Genomic DNA, 15,781 nt, shown 5'->3' with positions numbered 1-15,781 from the left:
AAATCACCGTCATATCAGCCATTGATGGCAATTGTTCCGGGTCTAAAGGTAGCGCCTGTTGCGTCCCATCCTCGTCTTCTGCTTGCCGGCGATCGGTGACTTCATCCGTTGCCATTCGGCAATCCAGATCCTTGCGGAGAAGTTTCCGGGGCATCCGATCGACGTCGCCACCTCACGGCTCGCCGCGCCGCTGGCGCGGCTAATGCCGCATATTCGCAAGACATGGATCGTCGAGAAGCACTGGAAGCCTGGGCTGAAAGAGCGGGCTGGCCTGGCGCGCGAAATCCGCAAGGAGGACTACCAGGCGGCCTATATGCTCACCAGCAGCACCAAGGCCGCGCTGGTGCCATGGCTGGCCGGCATACCGGAGCGCATCGGCTATCCGCGCGAATTCCAGTTCGGCATCATCAACCGCCTGCCTGCCGGCTGGCCGAAGAGTTTTCTGGCTTTCGGCCCGCGCAAGACGAGATTGTACGAACAGGTCTGCGCGATCGCGATGCTGGGCGAGAAGCCTGGCGATGAAATGCGGCTGCCGGCGCCGCAAATGGCGGTTCGGGCCGAGGAGCTTTCCGATTGGCGCTCCCGGCAAGGGATCGACCCGGCGCGGCCGGCGCTGGCGCTTTACACGTCCGCTTTCACCAATTTCCGCTCATGGCCGGCGGAACGTTTTATCTCGGTAGCGAAGGATCACGCCCAGCGCGGTTGGTCAGTCTGGCTCATCGGCGGCCCGCGTGAGCGTGAGGCCGCCGCCCAGATCAGGGCGGCGCTTCCCGAGGCGGTGGATTTCACCTCGACGCCGCAACTGACCGACGCCATGTGCCAGATCGCCGCCTCGACCGCCTTCCTCGGCGTCGATGGCGGGCTCTGCCATGCAGCCGCCGCCTTGGGCGGACCATGCGTGCTTATCTTCGGATCGAACCGCTCCTATGAGACAGGACCGGTGAACGACCAGGTGCGCTACGTGGAACCGCCGATTTCGACGCCAAGCTGGGTCCAAGACACGCGCGGCGTCAGCGAGGAACGCGTTCTTTCGGCTTTGGCCGAGGCTGTGATGGCGCAGTCGAGCCGCAGGCAGGAAGCCTGACCTATTCCTCGGCTGCCGCGCCAAAGCCGGCGTGCATGCCGGCGCGCGCCGTGGTCGCCCATGGCGTGGCGTGGTTGTCGATGCGCATCTGGAAAATGAAATAGGTCGGCGAGCAGAAGCCGATGCCCTTGACCTTGGCGGCGCCCGGCGTGTCGGGCGGCAGCGACTGACACATATAATCCTCGCGGCAGAAATGATCGGCCGAGCAGGCCGGGCGGTTGCCGCGGTTGACGGCGCCGCCAAGGCATTGGTCGAAATTGTTGGTCGCCACGCAGATGTCGAATTTCTTGCCGCCGACCAGGCCGCAGATTTCGTTCGGCATCGGCTTGCCTGGCTTGAAGTCAGAGAAGGCTCGGTCCTTGTCGTCGCAGGCCCGGTAGGCGAAGCCGCCTGGGACGCCGATCTTCGGCGGCCGGCAGGTATAGGCGGTGCGCGAAATCGCCGGCGCAATGGCGGCGAACTGGCCGGTGATCCTGTAGCGATCGTTGAACGGCTGCGCAGCGTTGCTGGCGATCGCGCCGGTGAGGCAGGGATGGCCGGAAAACATCGCGGGACTGTCTTTCGGCAGCAGGCATTGCGCCAACTTGGTCCTCACCCCCGAAGCAGTCGCGATCGGCGTGCAGACCGTGCCTGCGCCGCATTGCCAGGTGCCGCCGAAACGGCTCGCGTCTTCCGGCATCAGGCACGGCATCGCTGTTTCAGCTGGTGCATAGGCGACCTCGCCGGTGTCCTTCCAGGCGGCGGGCGGGGCGAAGGAGAGCGGGCGAAAGCGATTGGGATCCGTGCCTTCGGCCGTCGCCGCGAGCCACGCCTCGCGGCGCGGGATCTCGGCATGAAGATGCGGCGATATACCGACCTCGATGCGGTTGAGCGGCGAGGTCGTGGCATCGTCGAGACCGATGAAGTGGAAGCCGGCGGTCGAACCTGCCTGATGGCAGCCCTGGCAGGCGCCGTTGTCGAGCCGCTCGACCAGGCCTTGAGGCGTGCGTGCCAGGGAAAACTTCGAATAGTCGAGCCCGGCGAATTCCTTTGGGTCGAACAGCGGCGTGAACGGGTGATTGGCTTGCCTGGCGCTGCCGAAGGTCGACCAGGAGATGACTTTCCGGGCGAGGAATTCATCCGGGATTTCGTAGACACCGAGATCGATCGCCGCGGCATTGGCGCGGACATAGTCGGCAAGTCGCGCTTTCAGCGCCGCATCTTCCGCGAGCCGCGCCGTATCCGGGGTGTTTTCCAGCGGCTTCTCGCCGACCGTCGCGCCATCGATGCTGAAGATGCGCATCAGATAGGCGGCCTGGCCGCCGAACTCGGTTTCCTGGCCGGAGGGAAAGCGCACCACCTGCGCGTTGAGCTCGAGTTGCTTGAAGGACAGCGACGTCTTTTCGAGCGGCCCGCCGGCCAACCAGCCGGCATCGACCGTTTCGTCGAGCTGCGGCGTCCAGCGGCCTGCCACGCCGGCGCAGCCGCCGTCGGGGTCCGGAGCGACGCGGTATATGGCGCTGAAGTTGAACGGCAGGCGCGATGCCAGCTGCTTGCCGTTCTTCCTGAAGGCGTAGGCAAGGCGGTAGATGAACCGCACCTCGCCGCAGCTCTTGTCATCGCTCGGCGCGGCGAAGTCGCGCCGGTCGAGCCGGTTGACGACGCCGACCAGACGGAAGCGCGCGGCACTCGTCTTCAGCCAGCGCATGTCGATGATGCGACCGACATCGCCGTCGGTCACTTCGTAGAGCATGCGGCCGCCGGCTTTCATATCGGCGCGCAGCGCCGCGACATCGGCCGCCACAGTTTCAACGATTGCGTGGTAGGCCGGCCCCTCACCGTAGAGCGTTTTGAGGTCGTCCTTGCCGGTGGCGCCAAAGAGGCCGGCGAAGCCGTAGCCCTTGGCCTCGAGCGTGGCGAGGACGCGCGGGTCGTCGACGATTGTGACCGGTTGCGCGGCGTACGCGCCTTGCGGTCCGAAAGCCACCACAGTCAGCACGGCGAAAAGGGCAGCGAGACGACTCATCGAAGGTCCGGTTGGGTTTCGATCAGTTCGCGGAGCACAGGTACCATCGCCAATGGCAAGTCCTCGGCGATCAACCCAGGGCCGAACCGGCGGCCGGCTTCGGCATGGATCCATACCCCGGCGCAAGCGGCCTTGAAGGGCGGCATGCCTTGCGCCAGGAGCCCGGCGATAATGCCGGACAGAACGTCGCCTGACCCTGCCGTGGCGAGCCATGGCGCGCCGTTGGCATTGATCGCCGCTTGACCGTCCGGCGCGGCAATCACCGTATCGGCGCCCTTGTAGACTATGACCGCATTGGCGCGCTGTGCGGCGGCCCGAGCCTTCGCAAGCTTTGACTGTTTTTTCGATTTGGCAAGATCAGGGAAAAGCTTGGCGAATTCCCCGTCATGCGGTGTGAACACCAACGGGGGCGCCAAAGCGCGCTGCGCTGCCTGGAATAGAGTGTCGGGACTATCACGAAACGAAGTGAGGCCGTCGGCATCGAGCACGATGCCCCGTAATTCGATCCCACGCTCATAGTCGTAGACTCGGTTCTGCTCCAGCAACCGCAAAGTGAAGTCGCGCGCTCTCTCGCCTACGCCAAATCCGGGGCCGAGCACAAATGCCGAAGGCTGACGCCCCGCAAGGTACTCGCCCACGTCTGCGATCGTGTCGACCTTGCGCAGCATGATCGAGGTCAAATGCGAGGCATTCACCTGCATGGCGCTTCCAGGGGAAAGGACAGTCACCGCCCCCGCGCCAACGCGAGCCGCGGCCATGGCCGACAAACGCGCAGCGCCGGTCGCGCTCGATCCACCGGAAAAGACACCGATATGGCCGCGCTTATACTTGTGCGTGTCGACGGCCGTTCTCGGAAAAGACCATCGCAGCCAGAGGTCCGGCGTGTTTTCGAATGTCGTGACCTTTAGCTGCTTAATGACGGCGTCCGAAATGCCGATATCGGCCACGATAATCTCACCGCATACGCTGCGGCCCGGCATCAGAAGGTGTCCGGGCTTCTTACGAACGAAGGTCACGGTCACCGCAGCATCGAAATAGCCGTTCATCATTCCGGTCTCGCCTGACACCCCCGAAGGCAAATCGATCGAGATTACCGGCACCTGCTCGGCTCCGCTGAGACCAGAGACTGCGAGAGCAAACGTGGAAATGTCTTTCGACAGTCCTGCGCCGTAAAGCGCGTCGACAACGACTTCACCTTCGACCGGGTAACAGCGGCAGAGGTGGTCAACAGGTAGCTTGCAACCTTCAGCGGCCAGTGCCGCATCACTCCCGGGTCTCGGCTTCCCCTCCGCCCAGACCGCCACATCGACGCCCGCCTCGGCCAGCAACCTCGCCACGACATAACCGTCGCCGCCATTGTTGCCGGGACCGCACAGCACATGCACCTTTTTCGCTGCCGGGTAGCGCGCCAGCACGACGGCCGCGACCGCCTCGCCGGCGCGCTGCATCAGCCCGTAGCCGTCGAGCGGCCCGGCCGCAATTGCCAGCCTGTCGGCCTCGGCCATTTCGGTTGGCGACAGAAGTTCATTGCGGATGGGATTGCCGATCTTCATGCGATCAAGCATTGTCCAGTTTTCGGTTCGAAGCAAACCACCGCGATCGCGCATCTTTCCGCAAACGCGGTCGCATCAGAGAGGGGTTCTGCCCGCAAATTGCGCTGTCTGCCCATTTTTTGCGCAGGCGCGAGGAGGAGCGATGTATAGGGTTTGGGCGTCCATGGCGCATCCGATGCAGCGGATGACGCGAATTTGCATCCGAGGGCGGCACGCTATCGAAAACGCCCTGCACCGTGTCTGCTCCACCGGATTGGCACGGTTCGTGCTTGATGGAGGTGCAAGCGGGGCACAGAACCCGTCTTCTTGGCAGTGGAGGCCACTTTTTACATGAAAAAGATCGAAGCGATCATCAAGCCATTCAAGCTGGACGAAGTGAAGGAAGCGCTTCAGGAGGCCGGACTGCAAGGCATCACCGTCACTGAGGCGAAGGGTTTCGGCCGGCAGAAGGGCCACACCGAGCTCTATCGCGGCGCCGAATATGTCGTCGACTTCCTGCCCAAGGTGAAGATCGAAGTGGTGCTCGGCGACGAGGCCGTCGAAGGCGCCATCGAGGCCATCCGCAAGGCGGCGCAAACAGGCCGCATCGGCGATGGAAAAATCTTCGTCTCAAACATAGAGGAAGTCGTGCGCATCCGCACCGGCGAGACCGGCATCGACGCCATCTGACGTCCCCCATCTTTCTGCAACGTCATCAATCAAAACACGTCATCAAACAGGGATACATGACATGACGACAGCCAAAGACATCATGAAGCAGATCAAGGACAACGACGTGAAATTCGTCGACCTGCGCTTCACCGATCCGCGGGGCAAGCTGCAACATGTGACGATGGACGTCGTCGAGGTCGAGGAAGACATGTTCGCTGACGGCGTCATGTTCGACGGCTCCTCCATCGCCGGCTGGAAGGCGATCAACGAGTCCGACATGGTGCTGATGCCCGATACGGACACCGTCCACATGGATCCGTTCTTCGCCCAGTCGACCATGGTCATCCTGTGCGACATCCTCGATCCGGTCTCGGGCGAAGCCTACAACCGCGATCCGCGCGGCACCGCCAAGAAGGCCGAAGCCTATATGAAGTCGGAAGGCATCGGCGACACCATCTATGTCGGCCCGGAAGCCGAGTTCTTCGTGTTCGACGACGTCAAGTACAAGGCCGATCCCTACAACACCGGCTTCCGTCTCGATTCGACCGAACTGCCAGCCAACGACGACACCGACTACGAGACGGGCAACCTCGGCCACCGTCCGCGCATCAAGGGCGGCTATTTCCCTGTGCCGCCGATCGATTCCGCCCAGGACATGCGCTCGGAAATGCTGACCGTGCTCGCCGAGATGGGCGTGCGCGTCGAAAAGCACCATCACGAGGTCGCCGCCGCCCAGCACGAGCTCGGCATCAAGTTCGACACGCTGGTGCGCAACGCCGACAAGATGCTGATCTACAAATATGTCGTGCACCAGGTCGCCAACGCCTACGGCAAGACGGCCACCTTCATGCCGAAGCCGGTGTTCGGCGACAACGGCTCGGGCATGCACGTCCATCAGTCGATCTGGAAGGGCGGCAAGCCGACCTTCGCCGGCAATGAATATGCCGGCCTGTCGGAGAGCTGCCTGTTCTACATCGGCGGTATCATCAAGCACGCCAAGGCCATCAACGCTTTCACCAACCCGCTCACCAACTCCTACAAGCGTCTGGTGCCGGGCTATGAGGCGCCGGTGCTGCTCGCCTATTCGGCGCGCAACCGCTCGGCCTCCTGCCGCATCCCGTTCGGCTCCTCGCCGAAGTCGAAGCGCGTCGAGGTCCGCTTCCCCGATCCGGGCGCGAACCCCTATCTCGGCTTCGCCGCCATGCTGATGGCCGGCCTCGACGGCATCAAGAACAAGATCCATCCGGGACAGCCAATGGACAAGGACCTTTACGACCTGCCGCCGAAGGAGCTGAAGAAGATCCCAACGGTCTGCGGATCGCTGCGCGAAGCGCTGCAGAGCCTCGACAAGGACCGCGGCTTCCTCAAGGCCGGCGGCGTCTTCGACGACGATCAGATCGACTCCTACATCGAGCTGAAGATGGCCGAGGTAATGCGCTTCGAGATGACCCCGCACCCGGTCGAGTACGACATGTACTATTCGGTCTAAGCTTCTGATCGGACATTAGATTAAGCCCTCGGAGGCGAATGCCTCCGAGGGCTTCTATTTTCTCTTTCACCGAACCAAAAAGAACCCCGGCTTTCACCGGGGTTCTCGCATGGACGGGCCGTCGGAGGGCTGACGCCTATCCCGCAAGCTCGTCGGGGCCATGCAGGTTCCAGTCGGCGCGGCGCGCCAGGAACAGCAGGAAGTAGATCGCCGCAACAGCCATGATCGCCAAGGTCGCGATCAGGCTCGGGCGCCCGAAGGCGGCGTCGAGCAGGTTCTGGTAGGCGACGTAGATGAGCGCCACGAAGGCGAGGATCGCCGGCACCGGGAACAGCGGCATGCGATAGTGCCCGCCCGCGGTGGTGCCGTTGCGGCGGCCGGCGAAAACGGCGACGCACAGCAGCGCGTAAATCACCACCAGCGAGGTGCCGCTGACCACGAGCAGCAGGTTGAGGTCGATGAAACAGGCGAGTGCGGCCAGCACGACCACCACGATGGTGGCGACCCACGGCGACGCATAAGTGCCGTGGACGGATGCGACGGCGTTGTTGATCGGGCCGAACCAGGTCCTGTCGCGGCCGGAGCTGAAGAGAAGCCGCGCCGCCTGCAGGATGATGGCGATGACGGCGTTGAAGATGGCAACCGCGATCGCCAGGCTGATCGCCACCGTCAACCAATGGCCGCCGCGCGCTTCGAGGAAATATTCGATCTTCTGGGGGGCTGAGAGCAGGCCGACGAGATCCGGCGCGCCGAGCAGAACGGCGGTCAGCGGGATGAGCTCGGCGGCGACGGTGATCATCAATGCCCAGAGCACCACCTTGCCGATGTTGCGCTTGGCGTCATGCGTCTCCTCGCCGAAATAGGCGGCCGCGCCATAGCCGTTATAGGCGAAGAGCGAGACGGCGGTGGAGGCCAGGATGACGGCGGCCGAGGCCGGAACCAGTGCGTTGGTCGTGGCATCGAGCAGTTGCGGCGCGGTGAACAGGCTGGAGAGCGGCCGCTCGACATGGGCGAAGCCGAGCCCGGTCAGGATCAGCAATGCCAGCATCTCGATGCCGAGGAAGATGCCGGTGACGAAGGCGTTGAGTTTGATGCGCATGGCGGCGACAGCGCCGGCCAGGATGATCGTCACCACACCGACCCATTGCTGGCTGAGATTGGGAATGATGACGCCCAGATAGGTACCGACGCCGAGCGCGATGACGGCGACGATCAAGACGATCGACACGAAGACCAGCACCAGCGTGACAAAACCCCAGAAGCGGCCGAGCGTGCGGCCGATCATGGTGTATTCGCCGCCGGCCATCGGATAGGCCGAGGAAAGCTCCGCATAGACGAAGGCCATGAACAGGCCGATCACAGCCGCGATCACGAAGCTCAGGAATGAGCCGGTGCCGGCCAGCGCGATCACGCCCGGCACGATGATGAAGACGGATGATGCCGGCGTCACCGCCGATAACACGATCATCAGCGTGCCCAGTGCGTTCAGTGCCCGGTCCAGGCCCTTGGCGCCCGTCGCGGCCTTGTCGACGGCCGCGGTTGTGACTTCGTTTGTGGACATTGTTCCTCCCCATTTTTTTAATTGGATAAAAATTATTATCCGAGGTGGAGGCTACCCACGTTGACACATAGCGTCAACAAATTTGCGATATACCGGCTTGCAAAAATCCGTAGGCCATCTTTTATTGAATCAAATTCAGGAAACGAAGATGGGCAGACCCAAGACACAGACCGATCGCCGCCTGACGCTGGTCGCGGCAGCCGAATCGATGATCGCCAAACGCGGCCTCGCCGGTGTCACCTTGCGCGACGTGGCCAATGAGGCCGGCATGAGCTCGAGCGCCCTGCTCTACTATTATCCCGGCCTCAAGGAGCTTCTGGACGACGTGCAGAAAAAGGCGGTCGAACGCTTCTGTACGCAACGCGCGGCTTGCGTCGCCGCGATCGCCGACCCAAGGGTGCGGCTGAAAACGATGCTGGAAAGCGGTCTCCCGACCGATCCGGACGACCAGCTCTGCCGGCTGCTCCTGGAGCTCGGCGCATATTCGCGCTCGGACGCCAGCTACGCGGCCCGCCACATCACTTTGTTTGAGCGTCAGGTGGCGATCTATGTCGGCATCCTCGAAGCAGGCGCCGCCACGGGGATATTCAGGCTGAATGCGGCGAGCGAAGTCATCGCTCGCAGCCTGGTCGTCCTGGAAGACGGTCTCGGCCTCCACCTCGTCAATGTCGTGCCTGCCGTCGACCACGCCTCGGCAATGGCGATCCTCACCGGCTACGCCGAACTTGCCACCGGCTGCAGCCTTCGCTGAGCCGGCTTTCATCAACGGGAGCATTCCTCAGCATGGACCAACGAATAGCCTCGACCACCACGCCGGCCGGCAAAATGCGCGCCCGCGGCCTCGGCATTCCACTGCCGGGCACGCCGGGACCGGCCAACGCCATCACCGATGTCGATGGCGTGCTCGTCGGCTATTCGACGCTGATCAAGGGCGACGGCAGGCTCAGCCTCGGGCATGGACCGGTCCGCACCGGCGTCACCGCCATCCTGCCGCTCGGTCGCGACGGCGTTGGGGTGGCTTTGGCTGCCGGCTATCATTCCTTCAACGGTAATGGCGAGATGACCGGCGCTTCGTGGCTGGAGGAGGCCGGCACTCTGTCGTTGCCGATCCTGATCACCAACACGCATGCGGTCGGCCCCTGTCATCGCGGCGTCATCGATTGGGTGGCGCGCAACAAGCCCGAGGTGGCAAACCAGTGGCTGCTGCCGGTGGTGGCCGAAACCTGGGACGGTTATCTCAACGACATCAACGGCTCGCATGTCACCGTCGACCACGCGATCGAGGCGATCGACAATGCAGCCGGCGGGGCGATCGAGGAGGGATCGGTCGGCGGCGGCACCGGCATGAACTGCTACGCCTTCAAGGGCGGTTCCGGCTCGGCATCACGGGTCGTCGACTACGGCCACCGCTCATACACGGTCGGCGTTTTCCTGCAGGCCAATTTCGGCTCGCGCCAGGAACTCAGCATCGCCGGCGTGCCGCTTGGGGCTCAGCTTGCTGCGGACAATCCGATGGAGGCCTATTTCAGCGACGGCCCGACGGGCGCCGGCTCCTGCATCGGCATCGTCGCCACCGATGCGCCGTTGCTGCCCGGACAGTGCAAGGCGCTGGCCCGTCGCGTGCCGCTCGGACTGGCGCGCACCGGCACCGCAGGCTCGCATTTTTCCGGCGATATCTTTCTCGCTTTGTCGACCGCTAATCGCGATGCGCTCAATGGTCGTTTTCCGAGGGGTGCCCCGAGCGAGCAGAGCTACAGCCGCATGGACTTCATCCCCTGGGGTCGCATGGACGATTTCTACACAGCCGTCGTGCAGGCGACCGAGGAGGCCGTGCTCAACGCGCTCATCGCCAACAAGGAGATGGTCGGCCGCGACGGCAATCGTAGCCCTGCCCTACCGCATGCCAAGGTGGTGGCGGCGCTCAAATCGCGTGGCGTCATTGCCACCTGACGGCAGCGGGCGGAGCTCCTTCGCTGGCAGCTGCCATGCAAAAGGCCCCGGCGAAGAACGCCGGGGCCTTTCACTATTGAAGCTCATCCTAGCGCAGGCGAGGCCTGCAACGAGAAATCAGGCGGCGGCCGAAACGGCAGCGGTCGAAACCTCAGAGATCGTCTTCAGCACCTGCGAAGCGATCTGGTAGGGGTCGCCCTGCGAGTTCGGGCGACGGTCTTCCAGATAGCCCTTGTAGTCGTTCTTGACGAAGGAATGCGGGACGCGGATCGAAGCGCCGCGATCGGCGACGCCGTAGGAGAACTTGTTCCACGGCGCGGTCTCGTGCTTGCCGGTCAGGCGCTTGTCGTTGTCCGGACCGTAGACGGCAATGTGATCCATCAGGTTCTTGTCGAACTGCGCCATCAGCGCTTCGAAATAGGCCTTGCCGCCGACTTCGCGCATATAGGCGGTCGAGAAGTTGCAGTGCATGCCCGAGCCGTTCCAGTCGGTGTCGCCGAGCGGCTTGCAGTGGAACTCGATGTCGATGCCGTATTTCTCGGTCAGGCGCAGCAGCAGGTAGCGAGCCATCCACATCTGGTCGGCGGCCTTCTTGGAGCCCTTGCCGAAGATCTGGAATTCCCACTGGCCCTTGGCCACTTCGGCGTTGATGCCTTCATGGTTGATGCCGGCTGCCAGGCAGAGGTCGAGATGCTCCTCGACGATCGTGCGGGCGACATCGCCGACATTCTTGAAGCCGACGCCGGTGTAATAAGGGCCCTGCGGTGCCGGATAGCCGCTCTCGGGGAAGCCCAGCGGACGGCCGTCCTTGTAGAAGAAATACTCTTGCTCGAAACCGAACCAGGCGCCCTCGTCGTCAAGGATGGTGGCGCGCTTGTTGGAGACATGCGGCGTCACGCCATCGGGCATCATGACTTCGCACATGACGAGCACGCCGTTGGTGCGGGCCGGATCCGGATAGACTGCGACGGGCTTGAGCACGCAGTCGGAGCTGTGGCCCTCGGCCTGGTTGGTGGAAGAGCCGTCGAAGCCCCACAACGGCAGCTGCTCGAGCGTCGGGAACTCGGCGAACTCCTTGATCTGGGTCTTGCCGCGCAGGCTGGGGGTCGGGACGTATCCGTCGAGCCAGATATACTCGAGCTTGTATTTGGTCATTCTAGAGCCTCTCGTTGCTTGATCACCGCATGCGGCGTCGACGCATGGCCGGGCTGGCCGGCCTGCCGGTCGTTAAAATGCAAATCGTATGCCACACCCGCCCCATCGGGTGCGGCAAAATGGTCACGAGATCGTGTTGGTTTTGCTGAGCCGCCTCAGCACTGCGGCGAGATCGATCAGATCCGCTATATGCACAAATAATATGCAAATATTGATCTTTTAATAGGCATATTGCCTAAATGAATCGCAGAACCTACATTGTCGCAAAAGCGAATCGAAAAGCTCATAAAGAAGAAAGGAGACAGGCAATGGAGATCGTCTCCGCCCGTCCCACGGCGAAAATCCTGACGTTCCCGCTGGCAGGACGTAAGTCTGCCTTAAATTTAGGCGCCCAGGCGAAATTCGCGGCAGAATTGGCTTCGTTGCGCGGCGAGCATGCCGACTTCGACGGCTGGTATCACGAAGCGGCCATCGAGGAAGAAGATCAGCAGCGCAAGAGCTGATCTGTTCCTTGGAATTCGGGTATGAAAAAGCCCGGCGCGAGCGATCGCGCCGGGCTTTTGTTTGAGCCAAGGTCAGTCCTTGGCGTGCAGGTCGGTGCCGAGCGTATCCCTGACGAAGATCATTCCGATGATCAGCGACATCGCCGCAATCACCACCGGATACCAGAGGCCATAGTAGATATCGCCCTTGTAGGCACTGAGCGCGAACACCGTCGCCGGCAGCAGGCCGCCGAACCAGCCATTGCCGATGTGGTAGGGCAGCGACATGCCGGTGTAACGGATGCGGGTCGGGAACATCTCGACCAGGATCGCGGCGATCGGCCCGTAAACCATGGTCACAAACAGCACCAGGATGAACAGGATGCCGATCGTCATTGGCCAGTTGATGGCCGCCGGATCGGCGGTCATCGCGAACGCGCCACCGCCCGGGATGGTGTAGACGGTGACTTCCGGCGCGCCGGCTGCCTCTTCCTTGGTCAAGAGCTTGTCGGCGATCGCCTTATCCGTCGGAACAGCCGCTTTCTCGCCGGCGCGGATGGCCGCTGCGTCGAGCTTCAGCTCCGGATTGGCCGCGACAAAGGCGTCTAGCTTCTGGTCCGGAACCTTGGCCGCGGCGCGCTTCAGCGGATAGCCGGCATCCCGCAGCGACATGTTCACCGCCTTGACGAAGGCGGCGTCCTTGGCCTTGGCCTGGTCGCCGGCTGCGACGGCGTCATAGGAATTCAGCGTCTCGTTGCCGATCTTGACCGTGGCCGCAGTCCCAGGTGCCGCCGTCGTGACGACGTCGTAAGGCACCGAGTTCTTGGTCAGGAACGAGGTCGCGATATCGCAGGATGTCGTGAACTTGGCCGTGCCGACCGGATTGAACTGGAATTTGCAGTCGCCGGGCGCAGCCGTCACTGTCGCGCGGGTGTTCTGCTGGGCCGTGGCCAAAGCCGGATTAGCGGCCCAGGTCAGCGCCTTGAACAGCGGGAAGGTGCAGACGATGCCGAGCGCAAGGCCGGCCATGATGATTGGCTTGCGGCCGATCTTGTCGGACAGCCAGCCGAACACGACGAAGAAGATAGAGCCGATCGCAAGCGCGATGGCGATCATGATGTTGACCGACTGCGCGTCGACCTTCAGCACGTTGGTGAGGAAGAACAAGGCGTAGAACTGGCCGTTGTACCAGATCACGGCCTGGCCGGCGGTGAGGCCTAGCAGCGCCAGAAGGGCGATCTTGGCGTTCTTCCACTGACCGAAAGCCTCCGTTAGCGGCGCCTTGGAGCCCTTGCCCTCGTCCTTCATGCGCTGGAAGGTCGGAGACTCCGACAGCGACAGCCGAATCCAGACCGAAATGGCGAGCAGCAGGAAGGAAACGATGAAGGGAATGCGCCAGCCCCAGCTGGCATAGGTTTCCTTGCTGAGCGAGGCCTGCACGATCAGGATGACGATGAGCGACAGGAACAGGCCGAGCGTCGCCGTCGTCTGGATCCATGACGTGTAGTAACCGCGGCGATCGTCGGGCGCGTGCTCGGCGACATAGGTCGCGGCGCCGCCATATTCGCCGCCGAGCGCCAGGCCCTGCAGCATGCGCAGTCCGATCAGGATCACCGGAGCGGCGATGCCCCAGCTCGCATAACCGGGCAGCAGGCCGACCAGGAAGGTCGACAGGCCCATGATCGTCATGGTGACGAGGAAGGTGTATTTGCGGCCGACGAGGTCACCGATGCGACCGAACACGAGCGCGCCGAATGGGCGCACCAGGAAGCCGGCGGCAAAGGCCAGCAGCGCGAAGATGTTGCGCGTCGCCTCCGGGATCGCGGGGCTGAAGAAGGTCGAGCCGATAAAGGCCGCCAGCGAGCCGTATAGATAGAAATCGTACCATTCGAAAACGGTGCCGAGCGAAGAGGCGAAGATGACCTTCTTTTCCTCCCGCGTCATGCCGCGGCTGGTTCCGCCGGCGGTCGAAGCCATTGCCATTTGAACTATCCTCCCGTGAGATCCCGTCTATCCTCGGTGGCTGCGCGCCACCGTCCGTGCTCCTCCGAACGCGGACTCAAAAAACGCAGCCAACGAGAGAAAAAATGACAGAAAGGCCGGGCGAAAGGCACCGCGACGATGGGATTATGACTTTGGTATTAGGTGCGCTGCGAAAACGTGGCAGCGTTCAGGCCTGCAGCGCCTCGAGCAGGCCGACCGCCGCCATCATGTCGCGCTTGCGGGCCGAGCGGCGCGCCACGGCCTCGGCATCCTGGCCCCAATGCTCGATCTGCCAGTCCTCGTCGACGTGGCCGGCGGCCCAGGCTTCCTCGCCGTCGATCTCACCGAAATCGACGGCTAGAGCCAGCAGCGCCGAACCTGTCAGAGCGGTCATGACATGGATGGCCGCCAGTCGCATCGGCTCGGAACGCTGGCCGAGATGCGCGCCGAGGACGGCGATGGCTTCGCGCGGCTGCTCGACGTGGATGACGCCCTCGGCCAGGTTGAAGCGCGCGCCAAGGTGGCTGCGCGCCCAGTCCAGCACCGGGTCCCAGTGCCGGTTCTGACGCTCGACCAGGCCTTGCGGACCGTCGGCGCGATAGCAGAGCAGATCGGACGAGGCGAAGCGCAGGATGTCTTCCAGCACCGCCTGCGGGTCGGAGGCGACGCCGTCGATGGCGGTGTTGACGAGGCGCATGACGGGCATCGTCACCGGATCGATGATCTCGCTTTGCGCGCTGAATTCGTCGGCCACGAGCGCGGCGGCTTTTTCGGTCGGCAGCACCATCACGGCCTTGCCTGGCGTGCGCACCGGCCTGCCGTCGAGATGCACCGCAAAACCGTTCTCCACCGGCACAACCGACACGGCCTTATAGAAACGCTTCGGCAGCGGCGTCTTCATCTGGATCTGCGCGCGGCGCACCGGATCGGGATCGGAAAGCAGTTTCCCGGCTTCCAGGTCTTCGAGGATGTCGCGCATGTCGAACTCCTTAAACTGTTGGCTGCCTGCGCGCCGGCCGGTTGACGATGATCAGGCCGGCGGCGATCAGCGCCAGCGCCAGGAAGATCCGGAGCGTCGGCAGCTCGCCCAGAATCACCGCGCCGCACAGAACGCCGAACACCGGCGACAGGAAGGCGAAGCTCGACAAGCCGGCCGCCGGATAGCGCGTGAGCAGCCAGAACCACAACACATAGGTGAAGGCCACGATATAGAAAGACTGAAACAGCAGCGCCAGTGTCGGCAAGGCTGCGATGGCGCGAATCGGCGGGCCTGCGAGGGGCATCGCCAGCACGCCGACTATCGCCGCGCCCGCCAATTGGTAGAGCAGCAGTTTCTCGGCGCTGGTCTCGACCAGTTTCGAGCGCTTGATGACGATGCTGGTCGTCGCCCAGAGGATGCCGGAACCGAGGCTGAGCAGGTCGCCCGTCAACGTCGCGTCCTTGCCGGCGACGATGCCGTCGGAGAAGACAGCGGCCAGGCCGCAGAAGGCGAGAACAAGGCCACCAAACTTGCGCGCGTTAATGAGCTCGCCAAGCAGGAAATGACCGCCGATCAGCACCCAGAACGGCATGGTGTTGACCAGAAGCGTGTTGCGGGCCACGGTCGTGTATTCGAGCCCGATATAGAGGCACAGGAACTCGACGCCGAAGAGCACGCCGACGATGATGCCGGCGCCAAGTGTGCCGTCCGCCTCGAACAGTCTGATGCCGCGCAGCCGGCACCAGGCGAGCACGCAGAGCCCGCCGAGAACCGAGCGCGCGATCGAGACGAAGACGGGGTCGTAGCCGGCGTAAGAGACCTTGGCGGCGACGTAGTTTAGTCCCCAGGAAAAGGTCAGCCCGATCATGATGGCCGCCGCCGCCATGTC

13 protein-coding genes are annotated in these 15,781 nt (G+C 63.2%); 6 read left to right on the top strand and 7 right to left on the bottom strand.

What is annotated here, in order from left to right; all coding sequences use genetic code 11:
* The first annotated feature begins 58 nt into the window (after positions 1-58).
* Positions 59-1,084 carry a lipopolysaccharide heptosyltransferase II gene (waaF, locus tag EN869_RS32205; protein WP_127230290.1) on the top strand — a complete coding sequence of 342 codons (1,026 nt, stop codon included), beginning with the start codon at positions 59-61 and terminating at the stop codon, positions 1,082-1,084.
* A 1-nt stretch (position 1,085) separates the two neighbouring features.
* Here waaF and EN869_RS32200 read toward each other — a convergent pair whose 3' ends face one another.
* Positions 1,086-3,089: a hypothetical protein gene (locus EN869_RS32200; RefSeq protein ID WP_245489627.1), complete on the bottom strand. Its 2,004-nt coding sequence runs from the start codon at positions 3,087-3,089 to the stop codon at positions 1,086-1,088.
* Positions 3,086-4,642, bottom strand: coding sequence for an NAD(P)H-hydrate dehydratase (locus EN869_RS32195; protein ID WP_245514661.1), 1,557 nt, complete (start codon positions 4,640-4,642; stop codon positions 3,086-3,088). The genes EN869_RS32200 and EN869_RS32195 overlap by 4 nt, the downstream gene beginning before the upstream one ends.
* A gap of 330 nt (positions 4,643-4,972) precedes the next feature.
* Between EN869_RS32195 and EN869_RS32190 the strand changes: the two genes are divergently transcribed.
* Positions 4,973-5,311: a P-II family nitrogen regulator gene (locus EN869_RS32190; protein WP_018428041.1), complete on the top strand. Its 339-nt coding sequence runs from the start codon at positions 4,973-4,975 to the stop codon at positions 5,309-5,311.
* Between the two features lie 61 nt (positions 5,312-5,372).
* A complete protein-coding gene (gene glnA, locus EN869_RS32185) occupies positions 5,373-6,782 on the top strand; it encodes a type I glutamate--ammonia ligase (RefSeq protein WP_127230292.1) in 1,410 nt (469 codons plus the stop codon).
* A 136-nt stretch (positions 6,783-6,918) separates the two neighbouring features.
* Here glnA and EN869_RS32180 read toward each other — a convergent pair whose 3' ends face one another.
* Positions 6,919-8,343: an APC family permease gene (locus EN869_RS32180; RefSeq protein ID WP_127230308.1), complete on the bottom strand. Its 1,425-nt coding sequence runs from the start codon at positions 8,341-8,343 to the stop codon at positions 6,919-6,921.
* A gap of 148 nt (positions 8,344-8,491) precedes the next feature.
* Between EN869_RS32180 and EN869_RS32175 the strand changes: the two genes are divergently transcribed.
* Together EN869_RS32175 and EN869_RS32170 are read left to right on the top strand one after the other, a co-directional pair.
* Positions 8,492-9,094: a TetR/AcrR family transcriptional regulator gene (locus EN869_RS32175; RefSeq protein ID WP_127230309.1), complete on the top strand. Its 603-nt coding sequence runs from the start codon at positions 8,492-8,494 to the stop codon at positions 9,092-9,094.
* A 32-nt stretch (positions 9,095-9,126) separates the two neighbouring features.
* The gene (locus EN869_RS32170; RefSeq protein WP_210213861.1) at positions 9,127-10,293 is read left to right on the top strand and encodes a P1 family peptidase; all 1,167 of its coding nucleotides are present in this window, start codon (positions 9,127-9,129) and stop codon (positions 10,291-10,293) included.
* A 117-nt stretch (positions 10,294-10,410) separates the two neighbouring features.
* Here EN869_RS32170 and EN869_RS32165 read toward each other — a convergent pair whose 3' ends face one another.
* Positions 10,411-11,448: a glutamine synthetase beta-grasp domain-containing protein gene (locus EN869_RS32165; protein ID WP_127230310.1), complete on the bottom strand. Its 1,038-nt coding sequence runs from the start codon at positions 11,446-11,448 to the stop codon at positions 10,411-10,413.
* A 308-nt stretch (positions 11,449-11,756) separates the two neighbouring features.
* Here EN869_RS32165 and EN869_RS32160 point away from each other — a divergent pair, with 308 nt between their 5' ends.
* The gene (locus EN869_RS32160) at positions 11,757-11,951 is read left to right on the top strand and encodes a DUF2735 domain-containing protein (protein ID WP_127230311.1); all 195 of its coding nucleotides are present in this window, start codon (positions 11,757-11,759) and stop codon (positions 11,949-11,951) included.
* A gap of 72 nt (positions 11,952-12,023) precedes the next feature.
* On the opposite strand, the gene EN869_RS32155 is transcribed toward EN869_RS32160, so the two are convergent.
* The 3 genes from EN869_RS32155 to EN869_RS32145 form a co-directional block, all read right to left on the bottom strand.
* Positions 12,024-13,913, bottom strand: a complete 1,890-nt coding sequence (locus EN869_RS32155) for an MFS transporter (RefSeq protein WP_127230312.1) — start codon at positions 13,911-13,913, stop codon at positions 12,024-12,026.
* Positions 13,914-14,100: 187 nt separating this feature from the next.
* Positions 14,101-14,892 (bottom strand): ATP12 family chaperone protein, encoded by a 792-nt coding sequence (locus EN869_RS32150; RefSeq protein ID WP_127230313.1) that lies wholly within the window; start codon positions 14,890-14,892, stop codon positions 14,101-14,103.
* Between the two features lie 10 nt (positions 14,893-14,902).
* Entirely contained in the window at positions 14,903-15,778 is an 876-nt protein-coding gene (locus EN869_RS32145; protein ID WP_127230331.1) for a DMT family transporter, read from the bottom strand.
* Between the last annotated feature and the right edge of the window lie 3 nt (positions 15,779-15,781).

The sequence above is a fragment of the Mesorhizobium sp. M2D.F.Ca.ET.226.01.1.1 genome (genome assembly GCF_004022705.2).
Lineage (GTDB): Bacteria > Pseudomonadota > Alphaproteobacteria > Rhizobiales > Rhizobiaceae > Mesorhizobium.
The sequence above is the reverse complement of the archived record's forward strand: the minus strand, read 5'-3'. Positions and strand labels throughout refer to the sequence as shown.

Coding starts and splice junctions, on each gene's coding strand:
- EN869_RS32200 (WP_245489627.1), bottom strand. CDS start 3,089: ATGAGTCGTCTCGCTGCCCTTTTCGCCGTGCTGACTGTGGTGGCTTTC.
- EN869_RS32195 (WP_245514661.1), bottom strand. CDS start 4,642: ATGAAGATCGGCAATCCCATCCGCAATGAACTTCTGTCGCCAACCGAA.
- EN869_RS32190 (WP_018428041.1), top strand. CDS start 4,973: ATGAAAAAGATCGAAGCGATCATCAAGCCATTCAAGCTGGACGAAGTG.
- glnA (WP_127230292.1), top strand. CDS start 5,373: ATGACGACAGCCAAAGACATCATGAAGCAGATCAAGGACAACGACGTG.
- EN869_RS32180 (WP_127230308.1), bottom strand. CDS start 8,343: ATGTCCACAAACGAAGTCACAACCGCGGCCGTCGACAAGGCCGCGACG.
- EN869_RS32175 (WP_127230309.1), top strand. CDS start 8,492: ATGGGCAGACCCAAGACACAGACCGATCGCCGCCTGACGCTGGTCGCG.
- EN869_RS32170 (WP_210213861.1), top strand. CDS start 9,127: ATGGACCAACGAATAGCCTCGACCACCACGCCGGCCGGCAAAATGCGC.
- EN869_RS32165 (WP_127230310.1), bottom strand. CDS start 11,448: ATGACCAAATACAAGCTCGAGTATATCTGGCTCGACGGATACGTCCCG.
- EN869_RS32160 (WP_127230311.1), top strand. CDS start 11,757: ATGGAGATCGTCTCCGCCCGTCCCACGGCGAAAATCCTGACGTTCCCG.
- EN869_RS32155 (WP_127230312.1), bottom strand. CDS start 13,913: ATGGCAATGGCTTCGACCGCCGGCGGAACCAGCCGCGGCATGACGCGG.
- EN869_RS32150 (WP_127230313.1), bottom strand. CDS start 14,892: ATGCGCGACATCCTCGAAGACCTGGAAGCCGGGAAACTGCTTTCCGAT.
- EN869_RS32145 (WP_127230331.1), bottom strand. CDS start 15,778: ATGGCGGCGGCGGCCATCATGATCGGGCTGACCTTTTCCTGGGGACTA.